This is a genomic window from Lacrimispora xylanisolvens, from assembly GCF_002934545.1.
Lineage (GTDB): Bacteria > Bacillota > Clostridia > Lachnospirales > Lachnospiraceae > Lacrimispora > Lacrimispora xylanisolvens.
Genome location: NZ_PTJA01000011.1, coordinates 136,096 through 157,429 on the forward strand (window position 1 = coordinate 136,096; position 21,334 = coordinate 157,429).

The 21,334-nt window shown below is 43.7% G+C and carries 24 protein-coding genes; 23 read left to right on the top strand and 1 reads right to left on the bottom strand.

Going from position 1 to position 21,334, the window contains the following annotated elements; genetic code table 11:
* Window positions 1-3: 3 nt before the first annotated feature.
* Window positions 4-957: a TIGR03943 family putative permease subunit gene (locus BXY41_RS19150; RefSeq protein ID WP_341457865.1), complete on the top strand. Its 954-nt coding sequence runs from the start codon at window positions 4-6 to the stop codon at window positions 955-957.
* Between the two features lie 136 nt (window positions 958-1,093).
* Window positions 1,094-2,350, top strand: coding sequence for a CYP152 family fatty-acid peroxygenase CypC (gene cypC, locus BXY41_RS19155; protein ID WP_104438477.1), 1,257 nt, complete (start codon window positions 1,094-1,096; stop codon window positions 2,348-2,350).
* Between the two features lie 79 nt (window positions 2,351-2,429).
* Here cypC and BXY41_RS19160 read toward each other — a convergent pair whose 3' ends face one another.
* Window positions 2,430-3,731: a polysaccharide deacetylase family protein gene (locus tag BXY41_RS19160; RefSeq protein ID WP_432765525.1), complete on the bottom strand. Its 1,302-nt coding sequence runs from the start codon at window positions 3,729-3,731 to the stop codon at window positions 2,430-2,432.
* A gap of 294 nt (window positions 3,732-4,025) precedes the next feature.
* On the opposite strand from BXY41_RS19160, the gene BXY41_RS19165 reads away from it, so the two are divergent.
* The 21 genes from BXY41_RS19165 (at window position 4,026) to hydG (ending at window position 21,309) form a co-directional block, all read left to right on the top strand.
* Window positions 4,026-5,261 carry a D-alanyl-D-alanine carboxypeptidase family protein gene (locus BXY41_RS19165; RefSeq protein ID WP_104438479.1) on the top strand — a complete coding sequence of 412 codons (1,236 nt, stop codon included), beginning with the start codon at window positions 4,026-4,028 and terminating at the stop codon, window positions 5,259-5,261.
* Between the two features lie 207 nt (window positions 5,262-5,468).
* A complete protein-coding gene (locus BXY41_RS19175; protein ID WP_104438481.1) occupies window positions 5,469-6,404 on the top strand; it encodes an ROK family protein in 936 nt (311 codons plus the stop codon).
* 190 nt (window positions 6,405-6,594) lie between these two features.
* Window positions 6,595-6,843, top strand: coding sequence for a PspC domain-containing protein (locus tag BXY41_RS19180; protein WP_104438482.1), 249 nt, complete (start codon window positions 6,595-6,597; stop codon window positions 6,841-6,843).
* 35 nt (window positions 6,844-6,878) lie between these two features.
* The gene (locus tag BXY41_RS19185) at window positions 6,879-7,199 is read left to right on the top strand and encodes a PadR family transcriptional regulator (RefSeq protein WP_104438483.1); all 321 of its coding nucleotides are present in this window, start codon (window positions 6,879-6,881) and stop codon (window positions 7,197-7,199) included.
* Window positions 7,196-7,942 (top strand): DUF1700 domain-containing protein, encoded by a 747-nt coding sequence (locus BXY41_RS19190; protein WP_104438484.1) that lies wholly within the window; start codon window positions 7,196-7,198, stop codon window positions 7,940-7,942. Before BXY41_RS19185 ends, BXY41_RS19190 begins: the two co-directional genes overlap by 4 nt.
* Entirely contained in the window at window positions 7,939-8,838 is a 900-nt protein-coding gene (locus BXY41_RS19195) for a hypothetical protein (RefSeq protein ID WP_104438485.1), read from the top strand. The genes BXY41_RS19190 and BXY41_RS19195 overlap by 4 nt, the downstream gene beginning before the upstream one ends.
* A 38-nt stretch (window positions 8,839-8,876) precedes the next feature.
* Window positions 8,877-9,056, top strand: a complete 180-nt coding sequence (locus tag BXY41_RS19200) for a PspC domain-containing protein (protein WP_104438486.1) — start codon at window positions 8,877-8,879, stop codon at window positions 9,054-9,056.
* 118 nt (window positions 9,057-9,174) lie between these two features.
* Window positions 9,175-9,396, top strand: coding sequence for an alpha/beta-type small acid-soluble spore protein (locus BXY41_RS19205; RefSeq protein WP_104438487.1), 222 nt, complete (start codon window positions 9,175-9,177; stop codon window positions 9,394-9,396).
* Between the two features lie 71 nt (window positions 9,397-9,467).
* The gene (gene cbiD, locus BXY41_RS19210; protein WP_104438488.1) at window positions 9,468-10,622 is read left to right on the top strand and encodes a cobalt-precorrin-5B (C(1))-methyltransferase CbiD; all 1,155 of its coding nucleotides are present in this window, start codon (window positions 9,468-9,470) and stop codon (window positions 10,620-10,622) included.
* A 29-nt stretch (window positions 10,623-10,651) separates the two neighbouring features.
* Complete coding sequence (gene cobI, locus BXY41_RS19215) at window positions 10,652-11,329, top strand: precorrin-2 C(20)-methyltransferase (RefSeq protein WP_104438489.1); 678 nt, start codon at window positions 10,652-10,654, stop codon at window positions 11,327-11,329.
* Window positions 11,330-11,331: 2 nt separating this feature from the next.
* Complete coding sequence (cobM, locus tag BXY41_RS19220) at window positions 11,332-12,099, top strand: precorrin-4 C(11)-methyltransferase (RefSeq protein WP_104438490.1); 768 nt, start codon at window positions 11,332-11,334, stop codon at window positions 12,097-12,099.
* Window positions 12,096-13,133 carry a cobalt-precorrin 5A hydrolase gene (locus BXY41_RS19225; RefSeq protein WP_104438491.1) on the top strand — a complete coding sequence of 346 codons (1,038 nt, stop codon included), beginning with the start codon at window positions 12,096-12,098 and terminating at the stop codon, window positions 13,131-13,133. Before cobM ends, BXY41_RS19225 begins: the two co-directional genes overlap by 4 nt.
* The gene (cobJ, locus tag BXY41_RS19230; protein ID WP_104438492.1) at window positions 13,130-13,870 is read left to right on the top strand and encodes a precorrin-3B C(17)-methyltransferase; all 741 of its coding nucleotides are present in this window, start codon (window positions 13,130-13,132) and stop codon (window positions 13,868-13,870) included. The genes BXY41_RS19225 and cobJ overlap by 4 nt, the downstream gene beginning before the upstream one ends.
* Complete coding sequence (gene cobK / locus BXY41_RS19235; protein WP_104438493.1) at window positions 13,863-15,281, top strand: precorrin-6A reductase; 1,419 nt, start codon at window positions 13,863-13,865, stop codon at window positions 15,279-15,281. Before cobJ ends, cobK begins: the two co-directional genes overlap by 8 nt.
* Window positions 15,282-15,283: 2 nt before the next feature.
* Window positions 15,284-15,865 (top strand): precorrin-6Y C5,15-methyltransferase (decarboxylating) subunit CbiT, encoded by a 582-nt coding sequence (gene cbiT, locus BXY41_RS27245; RefSeq protein WP_104438494.1) that lies wholly within the window; start codon window positions 15,284-15,286, stop codon window positions 15,863-15,865.
* A complete protein-coding gene (locus BXY41_RS19245) occupies window positions 15,849-17,243 on the top strand; it encodes a cobyrinic acid a,c-diamide synthase CobB (protein ID WP_242980247.1) in 1,395 nt (464 codons plus the stop codon). The genes cbiT and BXY41_RS19245 overlap by 17 nt, the downstream gene beginning before the upstream one ends.
* The gene (locus BXY41_RS19250) at window positions 17,240-17,782 is read left to right on the top strand and encodes a GNAT family N-acetyltransferase (protein WP_104438495.1); all 543 of its coding nucleotides are present in this window, start codon (window positions 17,240-17,242) and stop codon (window positions 17,780-17,782) included. Before BXY41_RS19245 ends, BXY41_RS19250 begins: the two co-directional genes overlap by 4 nt.
* Window positions 17,783-17,785: 3 nt before the next feature.
* The gene (cobT, locus tag BXY41_RS19255) at window positions 17,786-18,868 is read left to right on the top strand and encodes a nicotinate-nucleotide--dimethylbenzimidazole phosphoribosyltransferase (protein WP_104438496.1); all 1,083 of its coding nucleotides are present in this window, start codon (window positions 17,786-17,788) and stop codon (window positions 18,866-18,868) included.
* Window positions 18,865-19,413: a bifunctional adenosylcobinamide kinase/adenosylcobinamide-phosphate guanylyltransferase gene (locus BXY41_RS19260; protein WP_104438497.1), complete on the top strand. Its 549-nt coding sequence runs from the start codon at window positions 18,865-18,867 to the stop codon at window positions 19,411-19,413. The genes cobT and BXY41_RS19260 overlap by 4 nt, the downstream gene beginning before the upstream one ends.
* Before the next feature lie 168 nt (window positions 19,414-19,581).
* Window positions 19,582-19,833 carry a TM1266 family iron-only hydrogenase system putative regulator gene (locus BXY41_RS19265; RefSeq protein ID WP_104438498.1) on the top strand — a complete coding sequence of 84 codons (252 nt, stop codon included), beginning with the start codon at window positions 19,582-19,584 and terminating at the stop codon, window positions 19,831-19,833.
* A 60-nt stretch (window positions 19,834-19,893) separates the two neighbouring features.
* Window positions 19,894-21,309 carry a [FeFe] hydrogenase H-cluster radical SAM maturase HydG gene (gene hydG, locus BXY41_RS19270; RefSeq protein ID WP_104438499.1) on the top strand — a complete coding sequence of 472 codons (1,416 nt, stop codon included), beginning with the start codon at window positions 19,894-19,896 and terminating at the stop codon, window positions 21,307-21,309.
* Window positions 21,310-21,334: the final 25 nt, after the last annotated feature.

Genomic DNA, 21,334 nt, shown 5'->3' on the forward strand with positions numbered 1-21,334 from the left:
ATCATGAGTAATATCGACGAAATGGAAGATGATTTTATGCCGGTTTTCCTGATCGATGGATTTTTGGAGTCAGGAAAGACCCAATTCCTTCAATTCACTATGGAACAGGATTATTTTAAGGCGGAAGGGAAGACACTTCTCATTGTCTGCGAAGAAGGAGAAACAGAGTACAGTGACGAGCTGCTGAAACGAACAAAGACAGCAGCTGTATACATTGACAATCTGGAGGAATTAAGCCAGGAGAGACTTTTGGAACTGGAACTTTTGTATAATCCGGAGAGAGTTTTAATTGAATGGAATGGCATGTGGAATTTAGATGATTTAAAACTTCCGGCTGACTGGAACGTTTACCAGCAGATAACGCTGATTGATATGTCTACCTTTGATCTGTATGCCGCCAATATGAAGTCTCTTTTATATGCCATGGTACGCAATTCCGAGATGATCATCTGCAACCGCTGTGACGGAATCGAAGATCTGTCTGGCTATCGCCGTACCTTAAAGTCCATGTGTCCACGAGGAGAAATCGTATTTGAGGATTCAGAAGGGGAAGTGAATGAAATTGCAGACGAGGACTTACCTTATGACATCAGCGCTGATTTAGTGGAGATATCACCGGAAGCTTATGGGATCTGGTACCTGGATTGCATGGAGCGGCGGGATCGCTATGAAGGAAAGACGGTGGAATTTACCGCAATGGTTTTAAAAACTCCTGACTTTCCAAAGAATTACTTCGTTCCGGGGCGCATGGCCATGACCTGCTGTGAGGATGATATGACATTTCTGGGCTTTATCACCAAGTCCAGAGAGGCCAAAGATCTTGAGACAAAGCAGTGGGTTCGTGTAAAGGCCAGGATAGCCTATGAATACTGGAAAGATTATGAAGGGGAAGGACCGGTTTTATATGCCGAGTCTGTGGAACCTGCAAAGCCAGTAAAAGGGTTTGTACAATTTTAAAGAGCTATATGGTTATTGTAATAGATTGCAGTTGGAAGAAAGGTTTTCTTTTTCCAACTGCTTTTTTTTGAATAATAATTGATAACAGGGCGATAATAATCCGAAAAGTAATTTGTAAACAGAAAGAGGAGAAGGAATGGAAGTTAAAGAGCGAATTGTGCAAGAGAAAGGTTTCGATCACACTCTTAATTTATTGGAAGAAGGATATCCTTTTATCAAAAGTAGAATGGATCTTTATAAATGTAATATATTTGAAACCCATATAATGGGAAAAAAAGCGATCTGTATCAGTGGCGAAGAGGCATGCAAAATTTTTTACAACGAAGAGTTATTTCAACGAAAAGGGGTAATGCCTAAGAGAATACAAAAAACCCTGTTTGGAGTTAATGCGATTCAGGGGATGGATAATAATGCACATAGTATGAGAAAACATTTTTTTATGTCCTTAATGACTGTGGATCATCAAAAGAAACTGGGGGAGCTTTTTGAGAAAGAGATGGAAGCTTCTGCTGATAAATGGGTAAATATGAAAGAGGTTGTACTTTTTCATGAAGCTAAAAATAACCTATGCAGGGCAGCATGTTATTGGACCGGAGTTCCATTGCTGGAATCTGATGTAGAAAGCAGGGCAGATGATTTTTGCGCAATGATTGATGGATTTGGGGGAGTCGGACCCAGATACTGTAAAGGAAAGGCTGCACGAAATAGAACCGAGGCATGGATAGAAGCAATAATTGAGGATGTGAGACAAGGGAAGCTGACCGTAAAAGATGATTCGCCACTTAATCAAATGGCTTTTCACAAGGAGCCTGATGGAAATCTGATGGAGTTGCAGATGGCTGCAAAAGAGCTCATAAACGTAATAAGGCCAATTGTGGCTATTTCAACATATATCACATTTACAGCTTTAGCAATGTACGAACATCCTGAATGTCAGGAAGAGCTGATGAGTGGCGATAACAAATATTTTGAAATGTTTGTGCAGGAAGTTCGCCGATACTATCCATTTACTCCATTTTTAGGAGCGGAAGTACACAAAGACTTTAACTGGAATCAGTATGAGTTTAAAAAAGGAGTACTGGTATTACTTGATGTTTATGGTATGAATCATGATTCTAAAATATGGAATAATCCTGATGAATTTCAGCCAAAGCGCTTTGAGGAGCAAAAAAACAGGACATATAGTTTTATTCCTCAAGGCGGTGGTGATCCTGGAAAGGGGCATCGCTGTCCTGGTGAAGGGATTACGATTGAAATTATGAAAGCGAGTCTAAATTTTCTTGTTAACAAAGTTGATTTTGAAGTTCCGGAACAAGATTTAAGATACAGCCTTTCAAGAATTCCCACATTGCCTGAAAGTGGGTTTATTATGAAAAACATTAGAAGGAAATGAAGCCGTAGAAATACAAAAAAAGACTGGCATACGCTGTTAAGTTAAAGAACAGCGTTTGTCAGTCTTTGAATATCGACGATTATTTCATCGGCGGAACCGGTGTAGGTCTTGCCGGATCAAATACATCAGGTACATTAAATAAATCATTCAGGCTGTCAGGATAGTAAAACATCCGATAACCATCCAGATTTCTTCTGGCCTGTCTGAAGTAATCAGGTCCAAGCTGCATCCACACAGGCTTGCTTGCGTCTACATTACAGAAGTAACGAAAGCCCTTGGATTTTAAATATGTAAAACGTTCGTTGCTGTCTGTGTAAGGAGTCCAGCTTCCGATATCACTTCCGAAAGGAAACAGGATGATATCAGTAGGACCGATAATGGATTCCACATTGCGCTCCCATTTATCCGTATCTGTCTTAAAGTGATTCATAGAAATCTCACCCATGTTCCGGTGTCCCCAACTGTGAGAGGATAATTCCCAACCGTGATCCTTTAATGCCTGTGCAACCTTTGCAGCCTCCTGACGGTCAGCTTCATAGTTTGGGTTGGTATCTTTATAAGCTTCGTCAGTCCGATAGCCTAAAATTCCGTTGTATCCGGTAAAGGCAAGAATTCCTCTTGCTCCCTTATAAGAAAAACCTGGATGGGTTTTTATAAAATTCTCAAGGATTGGTACTAAATCATAATCGCCTACAGAAACACTTCCGTCATCCATCTGCATCTCACAGGTAGGATAACCGTCCTCTCCGATGATAATCCGGGTGGCAAAGCCATCGCCTTTCATATATTCATAATAACATACATCATCCTGTGACAGTACAAATGCCTTCTTTCCAGGAGGCAGCATAATGTCTCCGTATACAAATTTTGGATTACCGTTCTCATCCTTCTTTTCATATGCAAGATCATGAATTTTTACAAGTACATAACCTTTATCATACATAGATTGCATCATCTTAATAAATTCATCTTTGGTCGTCATCATCTGGTTATAGCCATCCTGCTTGGAATCACCGTCAAACGCTTTTGCAGTATCCATAATCAGTGAATGGAAAAATATATGGGTGACTTCCTGTGGATTAATACGGACAAGAGCAGCTTTGGCTGTCTCATAATCGGAAACTGCTTTCGTTACCTCTTCCTTTTCCACAAATCTGGTGTCTGATTTTAAAAGATTAATGGCTCCGTCATAATCGTATTGGGAAGCAAGCTGTTCCGCATTTGATAAAATTGCCTTTAAATCTGCTTCTGATGTATCAGCTGGGGTCGTTTCCTCAGTAGAAGGCTGTGCCTCGCTTTCAGAAGAAACAGCAGCCGATGAGCCGGCAGGTATCAGCTTATGATGCAGCTTCTTATTGATAACAATTCCACAGAGTACCATAACCATTACAATCAGCAGACCAGTCAGGATAATTGCAAACATGTTTTTTGAGTGTTTTGGCCCTTTTCCAACATTCCATTTACGATAATCATTTTGATTCATAACGAAACCTCATAATTCTGTTATATTTTTGGTTGAATCTATTACTAAAATAACATTCCCTGTCCAAGTATAGCATACTTTGTAGAAAGATGAAATGAAAATGGGGTAATTTTTTTTGGGAAAAGTGGCATATGTATGGGAAGCAGTCCCATACAATGATATAAAGCTATAGATCAGAGGAACGTGTATAACATGAAAAGAGTTACAGCATTTATATTAAGCTTTTTTCTGCTATTTTCCTGTTTGTGCCAGACAGTGGCAGGGCAGGAGCCGGATATAGCGGTTGCCTCGGACATGATTGTAAAAGCAGAAGAGGCCCAGGCGGTTAATACAGAAGGCGGCCCGGCCCTGCAGTCTCCAAGTGCGATTTTAATGGAAGCATCTACCGGGCAGGTCATTTACGAAAAAGATGCGGATGAAAAAAGAAGTCCTGCCAGCATTACAAAAATTATGACACTCATCCTTATTTTTGATGCTCTGGAATCAGGTAAGATCAAGCTGACCGATGAGGTTGTAACCAGTGCCCACGCAAAATCCATGGGAGGATCTCAGGTATTTCTGGAAGAAGGAGAAGTACAGACGGTTGAAACCATGATCAAATGTATTGTTGTTGCGTCAGGCAATGATGCATCCGTCGCCATGGCGGAGTACATAGCAGGAACAGAGGATGAATTTGTTAAGATGATGAATGAGCGGGCGGCAGCACTTGGAATGACAAATACTCATTTTGAAGACTGCTGTGGTCTTACAGAATCGCCCACCCATGTGACAACTGCCAGGGATATTGCAATCATGTCAAGGGAACTGATTAATAAGTATCCACAGATTCATAACTATTCAACCATCTGGATGGAAAACATCACTCACGTGACGAAACAGGGAACGAAAGAATTTGGTCTGTCAAATACCAATAAGCTTTTAAAAATGGCAACAAACTTTAATGTAACTGGTTTAAAGACCGGATCTACGTCTATCGCAAAATACTGTCTCTCTGCAACTGCAGAAAAAGATGGTGTCCGTCTCATTGCTTCCATTATGGCAGCGCCGGATTATAAGGTGAGGTTTGCAGATGCCCAGACTCTTTTAAACTATGGTTATGCAAACTGTAAGCTATATGAAGATAAAGAGATGCTGCCCCTTCCGGATATGATTGTAGATAACGGTGTGGACGAGAAAGTTCCTTTGAAATACGGCGGTTCTTTTTCCTATTTAAGCTTAAAGGGAGAGGACTTTACCGCAATAGAAAGGAAACTGGAGCTTGTTCCGTCAGTGTCTGCTCCTATTGAAGAAGGCCAGCCTGCAGGAAACCTTGTATATAGCCTTGGGGGAAAGAAGATCGGCGAAGTTCCGGTTCTGACAGCAGGAGCTGTGCGGGAAGCGAAGTTTGGAGATTATTTAAAACGACTTCTTCATGCGTTTAGTTTATAGGTGAATTGGTTAAAAAAGAGTAAGGGGCAGATTTTTTTCTGCTCCTTTCCTGACTTTGTGTGTATGGCGTCCAACAGAGAGTCCTGGAAAGAAGGACTTGACAAACAGGTCAGTGATCAGGCAATCTATATCTATACATTAAATGCAGCGATGCATGGAGCTGTACTCCAGCCTGCTTGCTGCGAAAAATGGAGGAGGAAATGACCAATGGAATTTCTTGTAATTGATGCAGGCGGTACATTTATTAAGTATGCTCTTATGAATGCAGACGGGGAATTTATTGAAAAAGGCAAGGTTAAGACCACGGTTAGTGAAAGTGAGAATCTGGAGAATTATCTGGAAACCCTGTATTCTATTTTTAAAAAGTATGAAGGCAGGGCAGAGGGGATTGCCATGAGTGCTCCCGGGATAATAGACAGTGAAACAGGATACTGCTATACAGGCGGGAGAATAAGCTGCGTGACAGGTCATAATATGGTTGAACTGCTTCAGGAGAAATGCAAAGTGCCTGTTACAATTGAAAATGACGGGAAATGTGCGGCTTTGGCAGAAAAATGGATGGGGAGTCTGAAAGACGTTAATAACGGTATTGTCCTTGTACTGGGAACTGCGGTAGGAGGTGGCCTGATTATCGACGGTAAGATTTATAAGGGAAACCATTTTTCAGCAGGAGAATTCAGCTACATGGCAGGATCAGATGAAAATCTGGATCAGATGAGCGGATATTGGGGGACTGCGGGAGGAGCGACTGCCCTGATCAAAGCGGTATCAGAAGAAACGGGAATTCCTAAGGAAGAGCTTGATGGTATCCGTCTCTTTGAGATGGCAGAACAGGGGAATCCGGAAGTGTTAAAGGGGTTGGACCGCTATACGAAACAACTTGCAGTCCGGATTTATAATTTACAGGTATTGTTTGATGCGGAGCTGGTGGCAATCGGAGGCGGAATCAGCAAACAGCCTCTTCTCATTGAGTATATCAGAAAACATGTGGATAAATTCTGCAATGAACATCCTCTGCGGAAACTGTCTCCTTATCTACCAAGACCGGAGGTTGTTGCCTGCCGCTATTTTAATGATTCAAATCTGATTGGAGCCCTGTATCATTACAGGAAGAAAAAAAACATTGATATCCTATTACACTGACCGGCTTTTAAAATACACCTTTCACGCGATCCTGCGTCAAAGGTGTATTTTATATTAAAAGTATTTTCTAATGGGTGTTGACAACTAATATTATATAGCATATAATAACACTATATTATACAACATATAATATAAAAACATAAATAATATTATAAATGAAAATTAAAAGTCAGAGGAAAGGTGGTCAATCGTGGGAGCAAAGCGTTTGTACCGTTCAGTAAAGAACAGAGTTTTATGTGGAGTTTGTGGAGGAATTGGTGAGTATCTGGCTGTGGATCCGGTTATGATAAGGCTGATATGGATTCTGCTTATGCTGTTTCAGACATGGAGGCATTTGTTTCACCTGATAACCGGGGCATCCTTAATCGGCGGAAGTATTGCCATTTATATACTTGCAGCAGTGATCATACCAAAGGATCCGGGAGAAGGCAGAGAGTAAAGGAATACCCAGGCAGAAAAGATAGGAGTGGACGTATGGTTTTTAACACAGGAGCAGCATTATTGGACGCCATTGTCCTGGCAGTCGTATCAAAAGACCAGGAGGGAACTTACGGCTACAAGATCACCCAGGATGTAAGAAATGTTATTGAGATCTCAGAATCAACCCTTTATCCTGTGCTTCGAAGACTTCAGAAGGAAGAATGTCTGGAAGTATATGATCTTGCATACGATGGAAGGAACCGCAGGTATTATAAGATTACGGAGAAAGGGCGGATACAGTTAAATCTCTATAAAAGCGAATGGGCGGGTTATTCGCAGAAGATATCCCGAATTTTTGAGGAGGCACATATATGAACAGGGATGAGTTTATGAGAGAGCTGGAATATCTGCTGGCGGATATTCCTGATGAAGAAAAAGAAGATGCAATTGAATATTACAGAGATTATCTGGAAGAAGCAGGACCGGAGAATGAGGATTCTGTAATACGGGAGTTTGGAAGCCCGGAACGAATTGCTGCCATGATCCGGGCGGATATGAACGGTCATTTAAAAGAAGGCGGTGAATTCACGGAAAGTGGTTATCAGGATGAGCGCTTTCGGGATCCCAATTACCAGATGGCAAAGCGTTACGATCTCCCGGAGGTTACGGCGCAGCCGGAAAAAGACAGCGGGTTTTATGAACAGGAAAGTGAACCCGTCCGAAAAAGACGCAAGGATGACAGACGTACGATAAAAATTATTTTATGGATTGTTCTGATCATTGCGGCTTCTCCCATGCTTTTTGGCATTGGAGGCGGAATACTGGGCTTATTGGCAGGTCTGATAGGAGTGCTGTTTGCAGCGGTGGTTGCAATCGGAGCGGTCACGTTCGCCTTCCTGGCAGCAGGATTTGCCCTGGCGGTAGCTGGGTTTACTACCATGATCATTCACCCTCTGAACGGAATATTGCTGCTGGGTCTGGGGATACTGATTCTTGGCCTTGGTCTTGTTTCGTTGGCCGTTTGCGGCGTATTTTATGGTAAGTTTTTACCGTTTCTGTTTCGAAGCTGTATCGATCTGTTTAACCGATTGTTACACGGAAGGAGGGCGCGGACATGAGCAAATTTATGAAAAAATGTGTGATTGCAGGAATAATCCTTGTAGTTGCGGGCGGTATTATGGCTGCTACAGCGGTAACCTATGGAGCTGATCTTCGTGATATTATTCCAAGGGGAAGCGGGTTCTGGAAAGATTCATTTTCTGATTTCTCATTTGAGGATCTGGATTATGAAAACCAGTCTAAAGGTACAGAAGATTATTATGATTTTGATTCGGATCTAGAAGTTCCAGAAGAAAAAGGCCAGCAAATTTATACCACCGGTACTGCAAAAAGCCTGAGTGTAGATATCAGAGCAGGAAGGGTTTTTATAGTAGAGGATCCGTCAGTAAGTGAGTTAACCATCTATTGCAACAAAAAGGATGGTAACTGGAATCTGAAAGATGAGAATGATGAGTTGGATCTGTCTACCGGGACCGGTTTTTTGTCAGATGAAACGGATCTTGTTATGACGATCAGCGTGCCCCAGGGGTATCGTTTTACAGATGTGGATTTAGCAGTTTCCAAGAAGAGAGGGATGCATGGTCTGGATCCGATTATAGCCTGCCGTTCCATATCTGCTGATGACATGAGCCTTAATGTAAAGGCGGGTGCACTTTCCGTGAAGCAGAGCAATGTAGGAGATTTAGACATTAATTGCAGCGTTGGAGCCGTGGAATATACCGGTACAACCACCGGTGATATTAACGGAGATTGCAAAGTAGGTGCAATCCTTTTGCTTCTTTCAGGCAAAAAGGAAGATTACAATTATAAGATTCAGTCAAGGGTTGGAGGGATAAAAATCGCAGGTCAGCAGATGGCAGCCATTTCTGGCAAAGATAGCTGGGATTATTCCGCCAGTAAGGACATGAATTTAGATTGCAGCACAGGTGGGATAGAAGTAAAATTTTATGAATAATAGATTAGCCTGTTGACAACAAGAGAGGAGATTAAAACATGGAGAAAAAATTATACCGTTCTGATACGGACAAAATGCTGTGTGGTGTATGTGGTGGAATTGCAGAATATTTTGATGTAGACCCTACAATTATCCGCCTTTTATGGGCAATTCTTGCCTGTACAGGTTCCGGAATTGTAGCCTATATTATTGCAGCCGTGATTATACCAAAAAGATAACGAAAACGAAGAAGGGAGAAGCTTTTTTGCTTCTTTCTTTTTTGTTTTCGTAAAATGGAGTTTATTTCCATTTGAAACGGGCATACTCTTTTTAGATTTATGAAAGGAGAACGACAGTATGCCAAAAGGAAAGAAAACAGAACCCTTCGACCCCCGCAATTTAAAACCGGAGGAGGTACTTAAATTTGAAATAGCTACAGAGCTTGGTCTTGATGAGAAAGTAATAAAAGGAGGCTGGCGCTGTTTAAGTGCAAAGGAAAGCGGCCGTATCGGCGGTCTGATTACCAAGAGAAAAAGAGAAATGAAGAATGATGCAATGGAGAAAAAAGAGGAAGTATAGGTAAAAAGCAGGAAATTCCTTGCACCGGAAGCAAAAATCTTTTATAATATTTTTCGAAGAGGAAGAGAAATATGGATAAAAGAGAATTGCGATGCGGATTTACCACTGGTACCTGTGCGGCTGTTGCTGCCAAAGCTGCGGCAGCAATGCTGCTTATGGGAAACCAGTTACAACATATGAAGCTAATGACGCCAAAAGGGACGGAAGCTGATCTGCCCCTTTTTCATGTTGTCATAAAGCCGGACAAGGTGTGGTGTGCGGTGAAAAAAGATGCAGGTGACGACCCTGATGTAACGGACGGGGCGTTGATCTATGCGTCTGTGGAATTATTCGATGAAACCGGAGAAGGAGCATCTCCGGCCGGCTGTTCTTTTGTCAGAGAAAAGACCGGAGAATTCGGGCAGCTGATTTTAACAGCGTCGGAAGGTGTGGGCCGGGTAACCAAACCCGGCCTTTCTTCACCTGTGGGATATCCGGCCATTAATCCAGTCCCCAGAACCATGATTTTTGATGAGGTGGATGAAGTAAGAAGAGCGGCGGATTATAAAGGTGCCCTGCTCATCTGTATCTGGATTCCAGAAGGCAGGGAACTTGCAGAAAAGACCTTTAATTCCAAACTTGGAATTATGGGCGGACTGTCTATTCTTGGAACAACCGGAATTGTAAAACCTATGAGTGAAGAGGCTCTGACTGCCACCATTTCCCTGGAACTTCATATGAAAGCGGTGGCTGGTGTGAAACGGGTGATACTCACACCTGGCAATTATGGAGAGTCTTTCATAAAAGAACAGTTAAATCTTCCGGTCGGGGAAGGTGTTACCATCAGTAATTTTATCCGGCAATCCTGTACGATGGTGAAGGAAGAAGGGTTTGAGCAGATCCTTTTTGTGGGGCATATCGGTAAGCTGATTAAGGTGGCGGGAGGGGTGGAAAATACTCATTCCAGATACGGCGACCGTCGTATGGAGGTGCTTTGGGATTGTGCCAGAGAGTTTTTGGACACCGATAAAAAAGAAGTAATTCTACGATCCAACACCATGGAGACGGCAGCCGGGATATTAGAAGAAATGGGAGTCCTAAAACCGGTGATGTCTGAGGTGGTAAACAGAATAAAGGCATATATGACAGAGTGGACAGGAGGAATTCCAGTGGAAGTAATCACATTTTCCAATACGCTTGGTATCCTTTCCATGACGCCGGATGCTCTTAAGATGATAGAACAATAGATCAGTAATTGGATACAGGAGGATAACAAATGGCTGGAATCATGTATGGGATTGGAGTAGGACCGGGAGATCCGGAACTGATGACTTTAAAAGCGGTACGAAGAATCCGGGAAATGGATGTAATTGCCATCCCTCACAGCGATAAAAATATCTGTACGGCATACCAGATTGCAAAAGCGGCAGTTCCTGAAATTGAGGAAAAGGAATGCCTTTATCTGCCCATGCCCATGACAAAAGATAAGAAGGTTTTGGAAGACAGCCATGAATCTGCTGCAAAAGCGGTGATGGAACGGCTGGACAGAGGGGAAAATGTGGGATTTATTACCCTTGGAGATGTTACGATTTATTCCACCTGCAGTTATCTTTTAGAACGGCTGTGGAAGGAAGGTTATGCCACCCGGCTGGAAAGCGGTATCACATCATTTTGTGCCGTTGCCGCCAGGCTTGGTACTCCTCTGGTAACAGGAGCACAAGAGCTTCATGTCATCCCAGCCTCTTATCAGATAAAAGATGCATTAAAGCTTCCTGGTGTTAAGGTTCTTATGAAAGCAGGAAGACAGATGAAAGCGGTTAAGGAAGAGATCGGTGCCGGAGGTTTTGAGGCTGTTATGGTGGAGAACTGCGGCATGTCAGATGAGCGGGTCTATCATTCCCTTGGGGAGATACCCGACGAGGCAGGTTATTATTCATTGATCATAGTGAGGTAAATATGGTACATATAGTTGGAGCAGGTCCGGGAGCACCGGATTTAATAACAGTCAGAGGAAAAGAACTTTTAGAAAAAGCGGATGTCATTATCTATGCAGGTTCCCTGGTAAATCCCGCTCTTCTGGATTATAAAAAGCCAGACTGTGCTGTTTATGACAGTGCAAAGATGACCCTGGAAGAGGTGATTGAAGTAGTAGTACAGGCAGAGTTAAGTGGGAAAATGACGGTACGACTCCATACAGGAGATCCATGCATTTACGGTGCCATCAGAGAGCAGATGGATGAGCTTGATCACAGGGGGATTTCCTATGAAATCTGCCCGGGTGTCAGCTCCTTTTGCGGCGCGGCTTCTGCAATGAAGATGGAATATACACTTCCTGAGGTAACACAGAGTGTGATTATTACCAGAATGGCAGGGCGTACTCCGGTGCCGGAACGGGAATCCATCGCGTCTTTTGCAGCCCATGGTGCAACCATGGTGATCTTTTTAAGTACAGGAATGTTAAAGGAACTGTCAAAGGAACTGATTCGTGGCGGTTACTCACCAGAAACACCGGCAGCCATTTGCTATAAGGCAACATGGCCGGAGGAAAAGACTGTGGTCTGTACCGTTTCCACATTGGATGAATGCGCCCAGAGAGAGCAGATAAGAAAAACAGCTCTGATCCTGGTGGGAGATGCGGTGTCACAAAGCAATTACAGCCGTTCTCTTCTTTATGATCCATCGTTTACCACTGAATTTCGGAAAGGAACCGGGGAGACGGAATGAGAATTGCTGTCATTTGCTTTACGGAGGCAGGAGCCAGTACAGCTATTACGCTGATGGAAGGACTTCTAAAAGAGGGAGAGCTTTGTGAGGGCTTTGGAAAAGGACCGGGACTAAAGCCTCTGACTTCGTCTTTGGGAGAGTGGACAAAAGAGCAATTTATTGATAAAGACGGAATTGTGTTTATTGGAGCTATGGGGATTGCAGTCCGTTCCATTGCTCCCTATATAAAAGGGAAATCGGTTGACCCTGCAGTGGTGGTATTAGATGATCAGGGGAGATTTAGTATTTCCGTGCTTTCCGGGCATTTAGGGGGAGCCAATGAACTGGCAGAACGTAGTGCCAAAATTACAGGCGGTCAGGCGGTGATTACCACTGCTACCGATATACATGGAAAATTTGCAGCTGATTTATTTGCCAAAAGGCTGGGACTTGCCATTTCAGAACTTAACATGGTTAAAAAAGTATCAGCAGCTGTTTTAAGGGGAGAAACGGTTGGGTTTCACAGTGATTTTCCCATAGATGGAAGATTGCCGGAGGAATTAAGCTTAGATGCAAAAGGGGATACCGGTCTGTATATCACAATTGCAGATTCTGGAGAGAAGGGAAAAACAGATCATCTCCTCAGGCTTATTCCAAAGATTCTGATACTGGGAATCGGATGCAGAAAAAACACCTCTGTCACTGCCATAAAAGACGGGGTAACCCGTGTGTTAAAGGAACATAATATATCCTCTCTTGCCATAGCGGGGTGTGCAAGCATTGACTTAAAGAAAGAGGAAGAAGGACTCTGTGAATTTGCCAGAGATACAGGCGTTCCCTTTTATACCTATCCCGCAGAGATTCTTGCAGGAATAGAGGGAGAATTTACCTCTTCTTCCTTTGTGAAGCAGATTACAGGTGTGGACAATGTATGCGAGCGGGCAGCACTTTGCTGTGTAAAGGAACTGGGGGGCGGAAAACTGATCGTTAAAAAAGAAGCGGCTGCCGGCGTGACAGTTGCTGCTGCAGTCTTAGATTGGAAGGTAATGATATGAAAACAACAGGTAAATTATATGTAATAGGAATCGGCCCCGGATCCTATGAGGATATGACAATCAGGGCGGTGAATGCGTTAAATGACAGTGAAATCATTGTGGGATATACGGTGTATGTCGATCTTTTGCGGGAACATTTTCCGGAAAAAGAAATGCTTACTACCCCTATGCGCCAGGAGCAGGAACGGTGCCAGATGGCTATTTTAAAAGCACTGGAAGGAAAACGGGTTGCCATGGTATGCAGCGGTGATTCCGGTGTCTATGGAATGAGCGGCCTTATTCTTCAGCTGGCAAAAGAGTCACCAGACTTAGAAATTGAAGTGATTCCCGGTGTTACAGCAGCCTTAAGCGGCGGAGCGGTACTTGGCGCTCCTCTTGGCCATGACTTTGCAGTGATTAGTTTAAGCGATCTTCTTACGCCTATGGAACTGATTGAAGACAGACTGAAGAATTCTGCCCGTTCTGATATGGTGATCTGTTTATACAATCCTTCAAGCAAAAAACGGGCGGATTATCTGAAAAATGCCTGCGATATTGTACTGCAGCACCAGAAACCGGAGACGGTCTGCGGGCTTGTAAGAAACATTGGCAGAGACGGAGAAGAGATGGAGGTCTTGACTCTTTCCCAGTTAAAAGATACCAATGTGGATATGTTTACAACCGTTTACATAGGAAATTCCATGACCAGAGAGATCAATGGACGAATGGTCACACCGAGAGGATATAAAAATGTGTAAAATACTGATTTTTGGAGGGACAACAGAAGGACGGCTTCTGGCCGAATTCTGTCATGAAAACCAGCTTGAAGCATGGGTCAGCGTTGCTACCGGATATGGGAAGATGCTCCTTTTGGAAAGCAGGTTTCTCCATATTCACAATACTCCCATGGACGCAGAAGAGATGGGAGCATTTATCAGGGAACAGGGAATTACCCTTGTATTAGACGCCACCCACCCCTATGCAGCAGAAGTAAGCCGGAATATTCTTCTTGCATGTACTAAGACAGGAACGAAACGCTTAAGGATCCTGCGGGAATCATTAAAAGGCAGCGGGGATGGAGATCATGTGGTCTGGGTGGATTCCATGGAGGAGGCCATCCGTTTTTTAAACCAGAATACAGGCAATGTGCTGGCAACTACAGGAAGTAAGGAACTTGACTGGTATACAAAGGTTGAGAACTGGGAGGAACGGGTCTATGCAAGAGTGCTTTCTTCTTCCGCCGTTCTGGCTGCCTGTGAACAGCTTGGATTTAAGGGAAACCGGATTATTGGAATGCAGGGACCATTTTCTCTGGAACTGAATCAGGCTATGATCCGCCAGTTAAATATCCGTTATCTCGTCACAAAAGAGGCAGGTCAGGCAGGCGGTTTTTTAGAAAAGCTGCAGGCAACTTCTTTATGCAACATTACAGCCGTTGTAATCGGACGCCCCATTGACGAAGAGGGCGTGGGATTAGATGAAGTAAAGGAGATTTTAATAAAGGGAAAGTCCTCTGAGACCTCTATCTGTAAAGGGTCCATTTATTTAATAGGAACCGGAATGGGCGGGCCGGAGCAGATGACGGTAAAAGCATTAAATACTCTTAAAAACTGTCAGGTTGTATTCGGGGCTAAGCGGATTCTTCATGATATTGGAGACTTAAACCCTGAGATATTAAAGCTTCCCTATTATCTAAGCAAGGATATCCTTCCCTGGCTGAATGAACATGGAGAGTATCAGCGGATTGCCGTTCTTTTCTCTGGTGATGCCGGTTTTTACAGCGGTGCGGAGAAAATGGCAGCGGCTCTTTTAGAAGAACCCTATTCCCAGCTTTATGAGACTAAGATTCTTCCTGGAATTTCTTCCGTATCCTATCTATGCGCCAGACTTAAAACCGGCTGGGAGAACGTGCGGCTGATCAGCCTTCATGGAAGAGACTGGGATCTTCTGGAAGAACTGAACCATCACCAGAGAATATTCGCCCTGCTGGATAAGCGTAATTCCGTAAATGCTTTGTGCAGTCTTTTGGAGGAGAATGGATATGAGCATGCACGTTTATCTGTAGGCGAGCGGTTATCCTACGAAGATGAGAGGATTACCACTGGCACACCTGTAACGCTTAAGAACCAGACGTTTGATATCTTATCGGCAGTATTGATTGAGAGGTAAAAATGAGAGATGAATTGTTTATCCGAGGCGATGTCCCTATGACCAAAAGCGAGGTCCGGACAGTCTGTGTATCCAAACTGGAACTGTGTCCGGACTCGATTCTTTATGATATCGGAGCTGGTACTGGCTCCGTATCCATAGAAGCATCGGGGTATTTAACCAACGGGAAGGTTTATGCTGTGGAAAAGAAGCCGGAAGCACAGGCTCTCATAGAGGCAAATAAAGAGAAATTTGCGGCGGACTGCGTTACCGTCGTAAAAGGGACTGCTCCGGAAGCGCTGTCCGGACTGGAAGTTGCTACTCACGTATTCCTGGGAGGCACATCAGGAAATTTAGAAGAAGTTTTAGATCTTGTTTTGAAAAAAAATCCCTGGGTCAGGGTAGTTGCTAATTTCATTGCTTTGGAATCTTTATCTGAAATGTTATTGTGGCTGAAAAAACACTCCATAGAAGCAGAGATCGTTCAGATGCAGGTTTCAAAAGCAAAAACAGCAGGCACCTATCATATGATGATGGGGCAGAACCCAGTTTATATTATTTCCTTCGGAGGGGAGGGAGGAATGTCTTTTGAGTCAGGAAAATAAAAGAATCATGCTTGCTGCACCCAAAAGCGGCAGCGGAAAGACCATGATCACCTGTGGACTTTTACAGGCGTTACTTTTAAGAGGCATTGCCTGCCGTTCTTTTAAGTGCGGACCAGATTATATTGATCCCATGTTTCATAAGGCGGTTCTCGGCATAAACGGAGGAAATCTGGATACATTTTTCCTGGATCATGAATCGGTGAGAGAGCTTTTTCTCAGAGAATCAAAAGAAGTTCAAATATCTGTAATAGAAGGTGTCATGGGATATTACGACGGAATGGGTGGAGACAGTACATGGGCAAGCTCCTATGAAGTAGCCTGCGCTGTGAAAACACCGGTAGTACTGATTCTTGACTGTAGGGGCGCCAGTCTGTCTCTGGCTGCTGTATTAAAAGGTTTTTTGGAATACAGAAATGACAGCCGCATCGAAGGCGTGATCTTAAACAGGATCTCACCTGTTATGGCACAACGGCTGACTCCTCAGATAGAAGCGCTGGGAATCCGGGTGTTCGGATATCTTCCTCAATGCGACGAGGCGGATTTTTCCAGCCGCCATTTGGGGCTGGTTCTTCCGGGAGAAGTGGAAGGACTGAAAGACAAACTAATAAAACTGGCGTGTAAGATGGAGGAAACAGTTGATATAGACGGACTTCTTTGGTTATCAGGAACTGCCCCGGAATTATCCCTGGAATCTGGAAAGGAAGAACGGGATGAACCAACCACATACGGTGAGAAGATACCGGTGGGAATCGCTGTTGATGAGGCCTTTTGTTTTTATTATCAGGAAAACAGAAAGATGTTAGAGGATATGGGGGCACAGCTGATCCCCTTCAGTCCCCTTCGGGACAGCCATCTTCCAGATGGAATCTGCGGACTGATTCTGGGGGGAGGTTATCCGGAGCTATATTTAAAACAGCTGTCCGAAAATCAGAATATGCTTAAGGAAATCCGGGAGGCCAGCGAAAGCCACATTCCCATGCTGGCGGAATGCGGTGGTTTCCTCTATCTCCACGAGGAACTGGAATCACAGGAGCATGATGTCTTTTTGATGGCAGGGATTATTCCCGGCAGAGCATTTCCTGTAGGGAAATTAAAACGGTTTGGATACATAGAAGCAGCGGCGAAAGAAGATATGCCGTTTTTAAAAAAGGGTGAGTCTATCAGGGGACATGAATTTCATTACTGGGACAGTACTAACAATGGAGAACAGATGCAGGCACGAAAGCCTGGCAGGGATGCGGGCTGGGATTGTGTCCTAACCAGAGATAATGTAATGGCAGGCTTTCCTCATTTTTATTACCCTTCCAATCCCATGCTTCCCAAACGGTTTTTAGAAGCTTGCAGACAGGTTATGACACAGCAGAGGAAGAAATTATGAAGGAATTTACCATAGTACAGGGAAGTTCAGAGGATATAGAGCAGATTGCAGAGCTTTACGATTCGGTAAATGACTACCTGGAAAGTCATATCAATTATCCGGGCTGGAGAAAAGGAATCTATCCTACAAAAGAAGATGCACAGGCAGGAGTGAAAGAGGGAACTCTTTATGTGCTTTGGGCAGAGGGTAAAATAGCTGGTTCCGTAATCGTTAACCGGTTACAGGAAAAGGGATATGAAACTGGATCCTGGAGTCAGGAGGCGAAACCAGAGGATGTCGCAGTTATCCATACCTTTTTGGTACATCCGGACTTCCTTGGAAGAGGGTTTGGAAAAATATTACTGGAATTTGCAGAAGAAAAAGCCAGAGAGCAGAAGAGAACCGTAATCCGCCTTGATGTAAATGAAAGGAATACGCCTGCCATTCAGCTTTACAGGAAGCTTGGTTACTGTTTTGCCGGAAAGGCGGATTTAGGTTACGGAGAGTATGGAATCCCATGGTTTGAACTCTATGAAAAGATCTTAACCAGAGAGGCATAAAGAATGAATGAAGAACTAAAGGATTATTTATCAGCGATACAGCAGCCTGATAAGAAAGCAATGGAGACAGCACGTCTTCGCTGGGCTCATGTAGCCAAGCCCTTAAACAGCCTTGGTGTGTTGGAAGATGATATTGTAAAAATAGCGGGGATCAGGGAAAACTCACTGGTAACATTAAAAAAACGTGGACTTCTGATTCTGTGTGCAGATAACGGAATTGTGGAAGAGGGTGTTACCCAGACCGGTATGGAAGTGACTGCAGTAGTGGCGGAAAATATGACACGAGGCAACAGCAGTGTGTGTATTATGGCAAAACGGGCTGGAGTGGATGTGTTTCCGGTTGATATGGGAGTTGCAAGAGATCTGGAGTCCGGTTCCACCTATCCATTAATAAACAGAAAAATTGCATATGGAACCAAAAATTTTAGTAAAACCAATGCAATGACCAGAAATGAAGCTGTACAGGCAATCATAACAGGAATCCAACTAATGGGAGAACTCTCAGAAAAAGGATATGATCTGGCGGCAACTGGTGAGATGGGAATTGGAAATACAACCACCAGCAGTGCGGTTGCAGCCCTTCTGCTAAAGCAGGATCCCATGGGGCTGACTGGAAGGGGTGCCGGGTTAAATGATGCTGGACTGATAAAGAAACGAAAGGTAATCCAGGAGGCGGTAGCCAGATACAGTCCCAATTGTCAGGATGAAATTGATATCCTGTCAGCAGTGGGCGGTTTTGATCTGGCCGGCATGACGGGAATCTTTTTAGGAGGAGCCATTTACCGCATTCCTGTACTTTTAGACGGCTTTATATCAGCAGTTGCGGCACTTTTGGCAGAACGGATTTATCCGGGGTGCCGGGATTTTATGATTGCCTCTCATGTATCTGCAGAACCCGCAGGACGCATTCTTCTGGAAGAACTGGAATTGTCTCCTCTTATTCAGGCTGGTATGTGTCTGGGAGAAGGGACAGGAGCGATTGCGGCTGTTCCGCTGCTCCAAATGGCGGCAGATGTATATAGTACCATGAGCTCTTTTGAAGATATCGAGATCGAGGCTTATAAACCCATGGAGGAACCGTCATGACTGCCCTGATTATCGGAGGAAGCGGGAGCGGAAAATCAGAATATGCAGAAAATCTGGCGGTATCTCTGGGTGGAGACAGAAACGTCTATATTGCCACCATGAAACCGTGGGATGAGGAGTGCAGAAACAGAATCTTAAGACACCGGAAAATGCGGGAAAAAAAGCAGTTTGAGACAGTAGAATGTTACCGTAGTTTAAAAAATCTGGTTTTCAAATCAAGACCTTCCGTTATTCTTCTGGAATGCATGTCCAATCTGGTTTCCAATGAACTGTTTGGCCTGTGGGAAGAAGGAGATTTACCGGTTCTTGATAAAAAAACGGCTGCAGCAGAGATTGCTGAAGGAATCTCTCATTTAGAGCTACTGACCGATCATCTGGTTATCGTGACAAATGAAGTTTTTTCTGATGGAGATCAATACAGCCCCGAAACCAATGAATACCGCAAGGTCCTTGGAAACATCAATCAGCTTGCAGCAAACAGGGCTCATATGGTGGTGGAAGTAGTGGCAGGGATCCCCATAAAAATCAAAGAAGGAATTAATTGAAAAAAATCCTCAAGTATGTTATATTTATCACATAGTAGCATCCTGATACCAAAAACCAGTTTTGAGGTAGAAGGTTCGGCAATTGAGGAATTGTTTGTTTGCCGCGCCTGATTGGCGCGGCTTTTCTTGTTCAAATGAGAAAAGGAAGACGGAAAGAAGGGGATAAGCATGGAAACAAGAATTGCTGTGATCGGTATTGTTGTGGAGGAGGAAGATTCTGTAGAAATTTTAAACGAAATTTTGCATGAATACCGACATTACATCATTGGACGTATGGGAATTCCATATCCGAAAAAAGGAGTGAGCGTCATCAGCATTGCGGTAGATGCTCCTCAAAGTACCATATCCGCACTTACCGGAAAGATCGGGAAGTTAAGCGGAATCAGTTCCAAAACAGCCTATCAGAATGTGAATGCTTAGAAGTACAAAAAAACACTGACGGGAAAGCAGATGCTGACCCAAAAGAAAGGGTGAATTACGATGTATGATCCAAAATCGCTGAAAGCGGAAGAATTCATTTCTCATGAAGAAATTCTGGAAACTCTTGATTATGCGGAACAAAACAAAAACAATGTGGAACTGATTGATCAGATTATTGCAAAGGCCAGAGAATTAAAAGGGTTGACCCACAGGGAGGCTTCCGTTCTTTTAGCCTGCGATATCCCGGAAAAGATCAAAGAACTTTATGATCTTGCAGAGGAGATTAAAAAGAAGTTTTACGGTACCCGGATTGTTATGTTTGCGCCTCTCTATCTGTCCAATTACTGTGTAAATGGCTGTACCTACTGCCCCTATCATTTAAAGAACAAACATATTGCAAGAAAGAAACTGACACAGGAAGAACTTGCCAGAGAAGTAGTTGCCCTTCAGGACATGGGGCATAAACGGCTTGCCCTTGAAGCTGGAGAAGATCCGGTTAATAACCCCATTGAATACATCCTGGAATGTATCAATACCATTTATTCCATCAAGCATAAAAATGGTGCCATCCGCAGAGTAAATGTTAACATAGCAGCTACCACCGTGGAAAATTACCGGAAATTAAAAGATGCCGGAATCGGAACCTATATTTTATTCCAGGAAACATATCACAAGGAAAGCTATGAAAGCCTTCACCCAACAGGACCAAAGCATAATTACGCTTACCATACAGAGGCCATGGACCGTGCTATGGAGGGCGGTATTGACGATGTAGGAATTGGAGTTTTATTTGGACTGGAACGGTACAAGTATGAATTTGCAGGCCTGTTAATGCATGCGGAGCACTTAGAAGCAGTTCATGGAGTAGGCCCTCATACCATCAGTGTCCCACGTATTAAGAGTGCTGACGATATTGATCCCAATGCTTTTTCTAACGGAATCAGCGACGAGATTTTTGCAAAGCTGTGCGCACTGATCCGTGTCTGCGTTCCATACACAGGCATGATCGTATCCACCAGGGAAAGCCAGAGCGTGAGAGAAAAGGTGATTCGCCTTGGAGTTTCCCAGATCAGCGGCGGTTCCAGAACCAGTGTAGGCGGTTACGAGGAAGAGGTTCGTCCTACGGATACAGAACAGTTTGACGTTTCGGACCAGAGAACTCTTGATGAAGTGGTACACTGGCTCATGGATTTAGGCTATATCCCTTCCTTCTGTACGGCATGCTACCGGGAAGGAAGAACCGGAGACCGTTTTATGAGTCTTTGTAAAAGCGGTCAGATTCAAAACTGCTGCCAGCCAAACGCATTGATGACATTAAAGGAATATTTAATGGACTACGCTTCCCAGGATACACGGAAAGTAGGCGAGGCGTTAATTGCTGCTGAATTAAATAATATTCCCAAAGAGAAGGTACGGACGATCTGTGAAGATCATCTGGAAAATATTGAAGCTGGAATCCGGGATTTCCGGTTCTGATACCCCGCAGACGACATAAATGAGG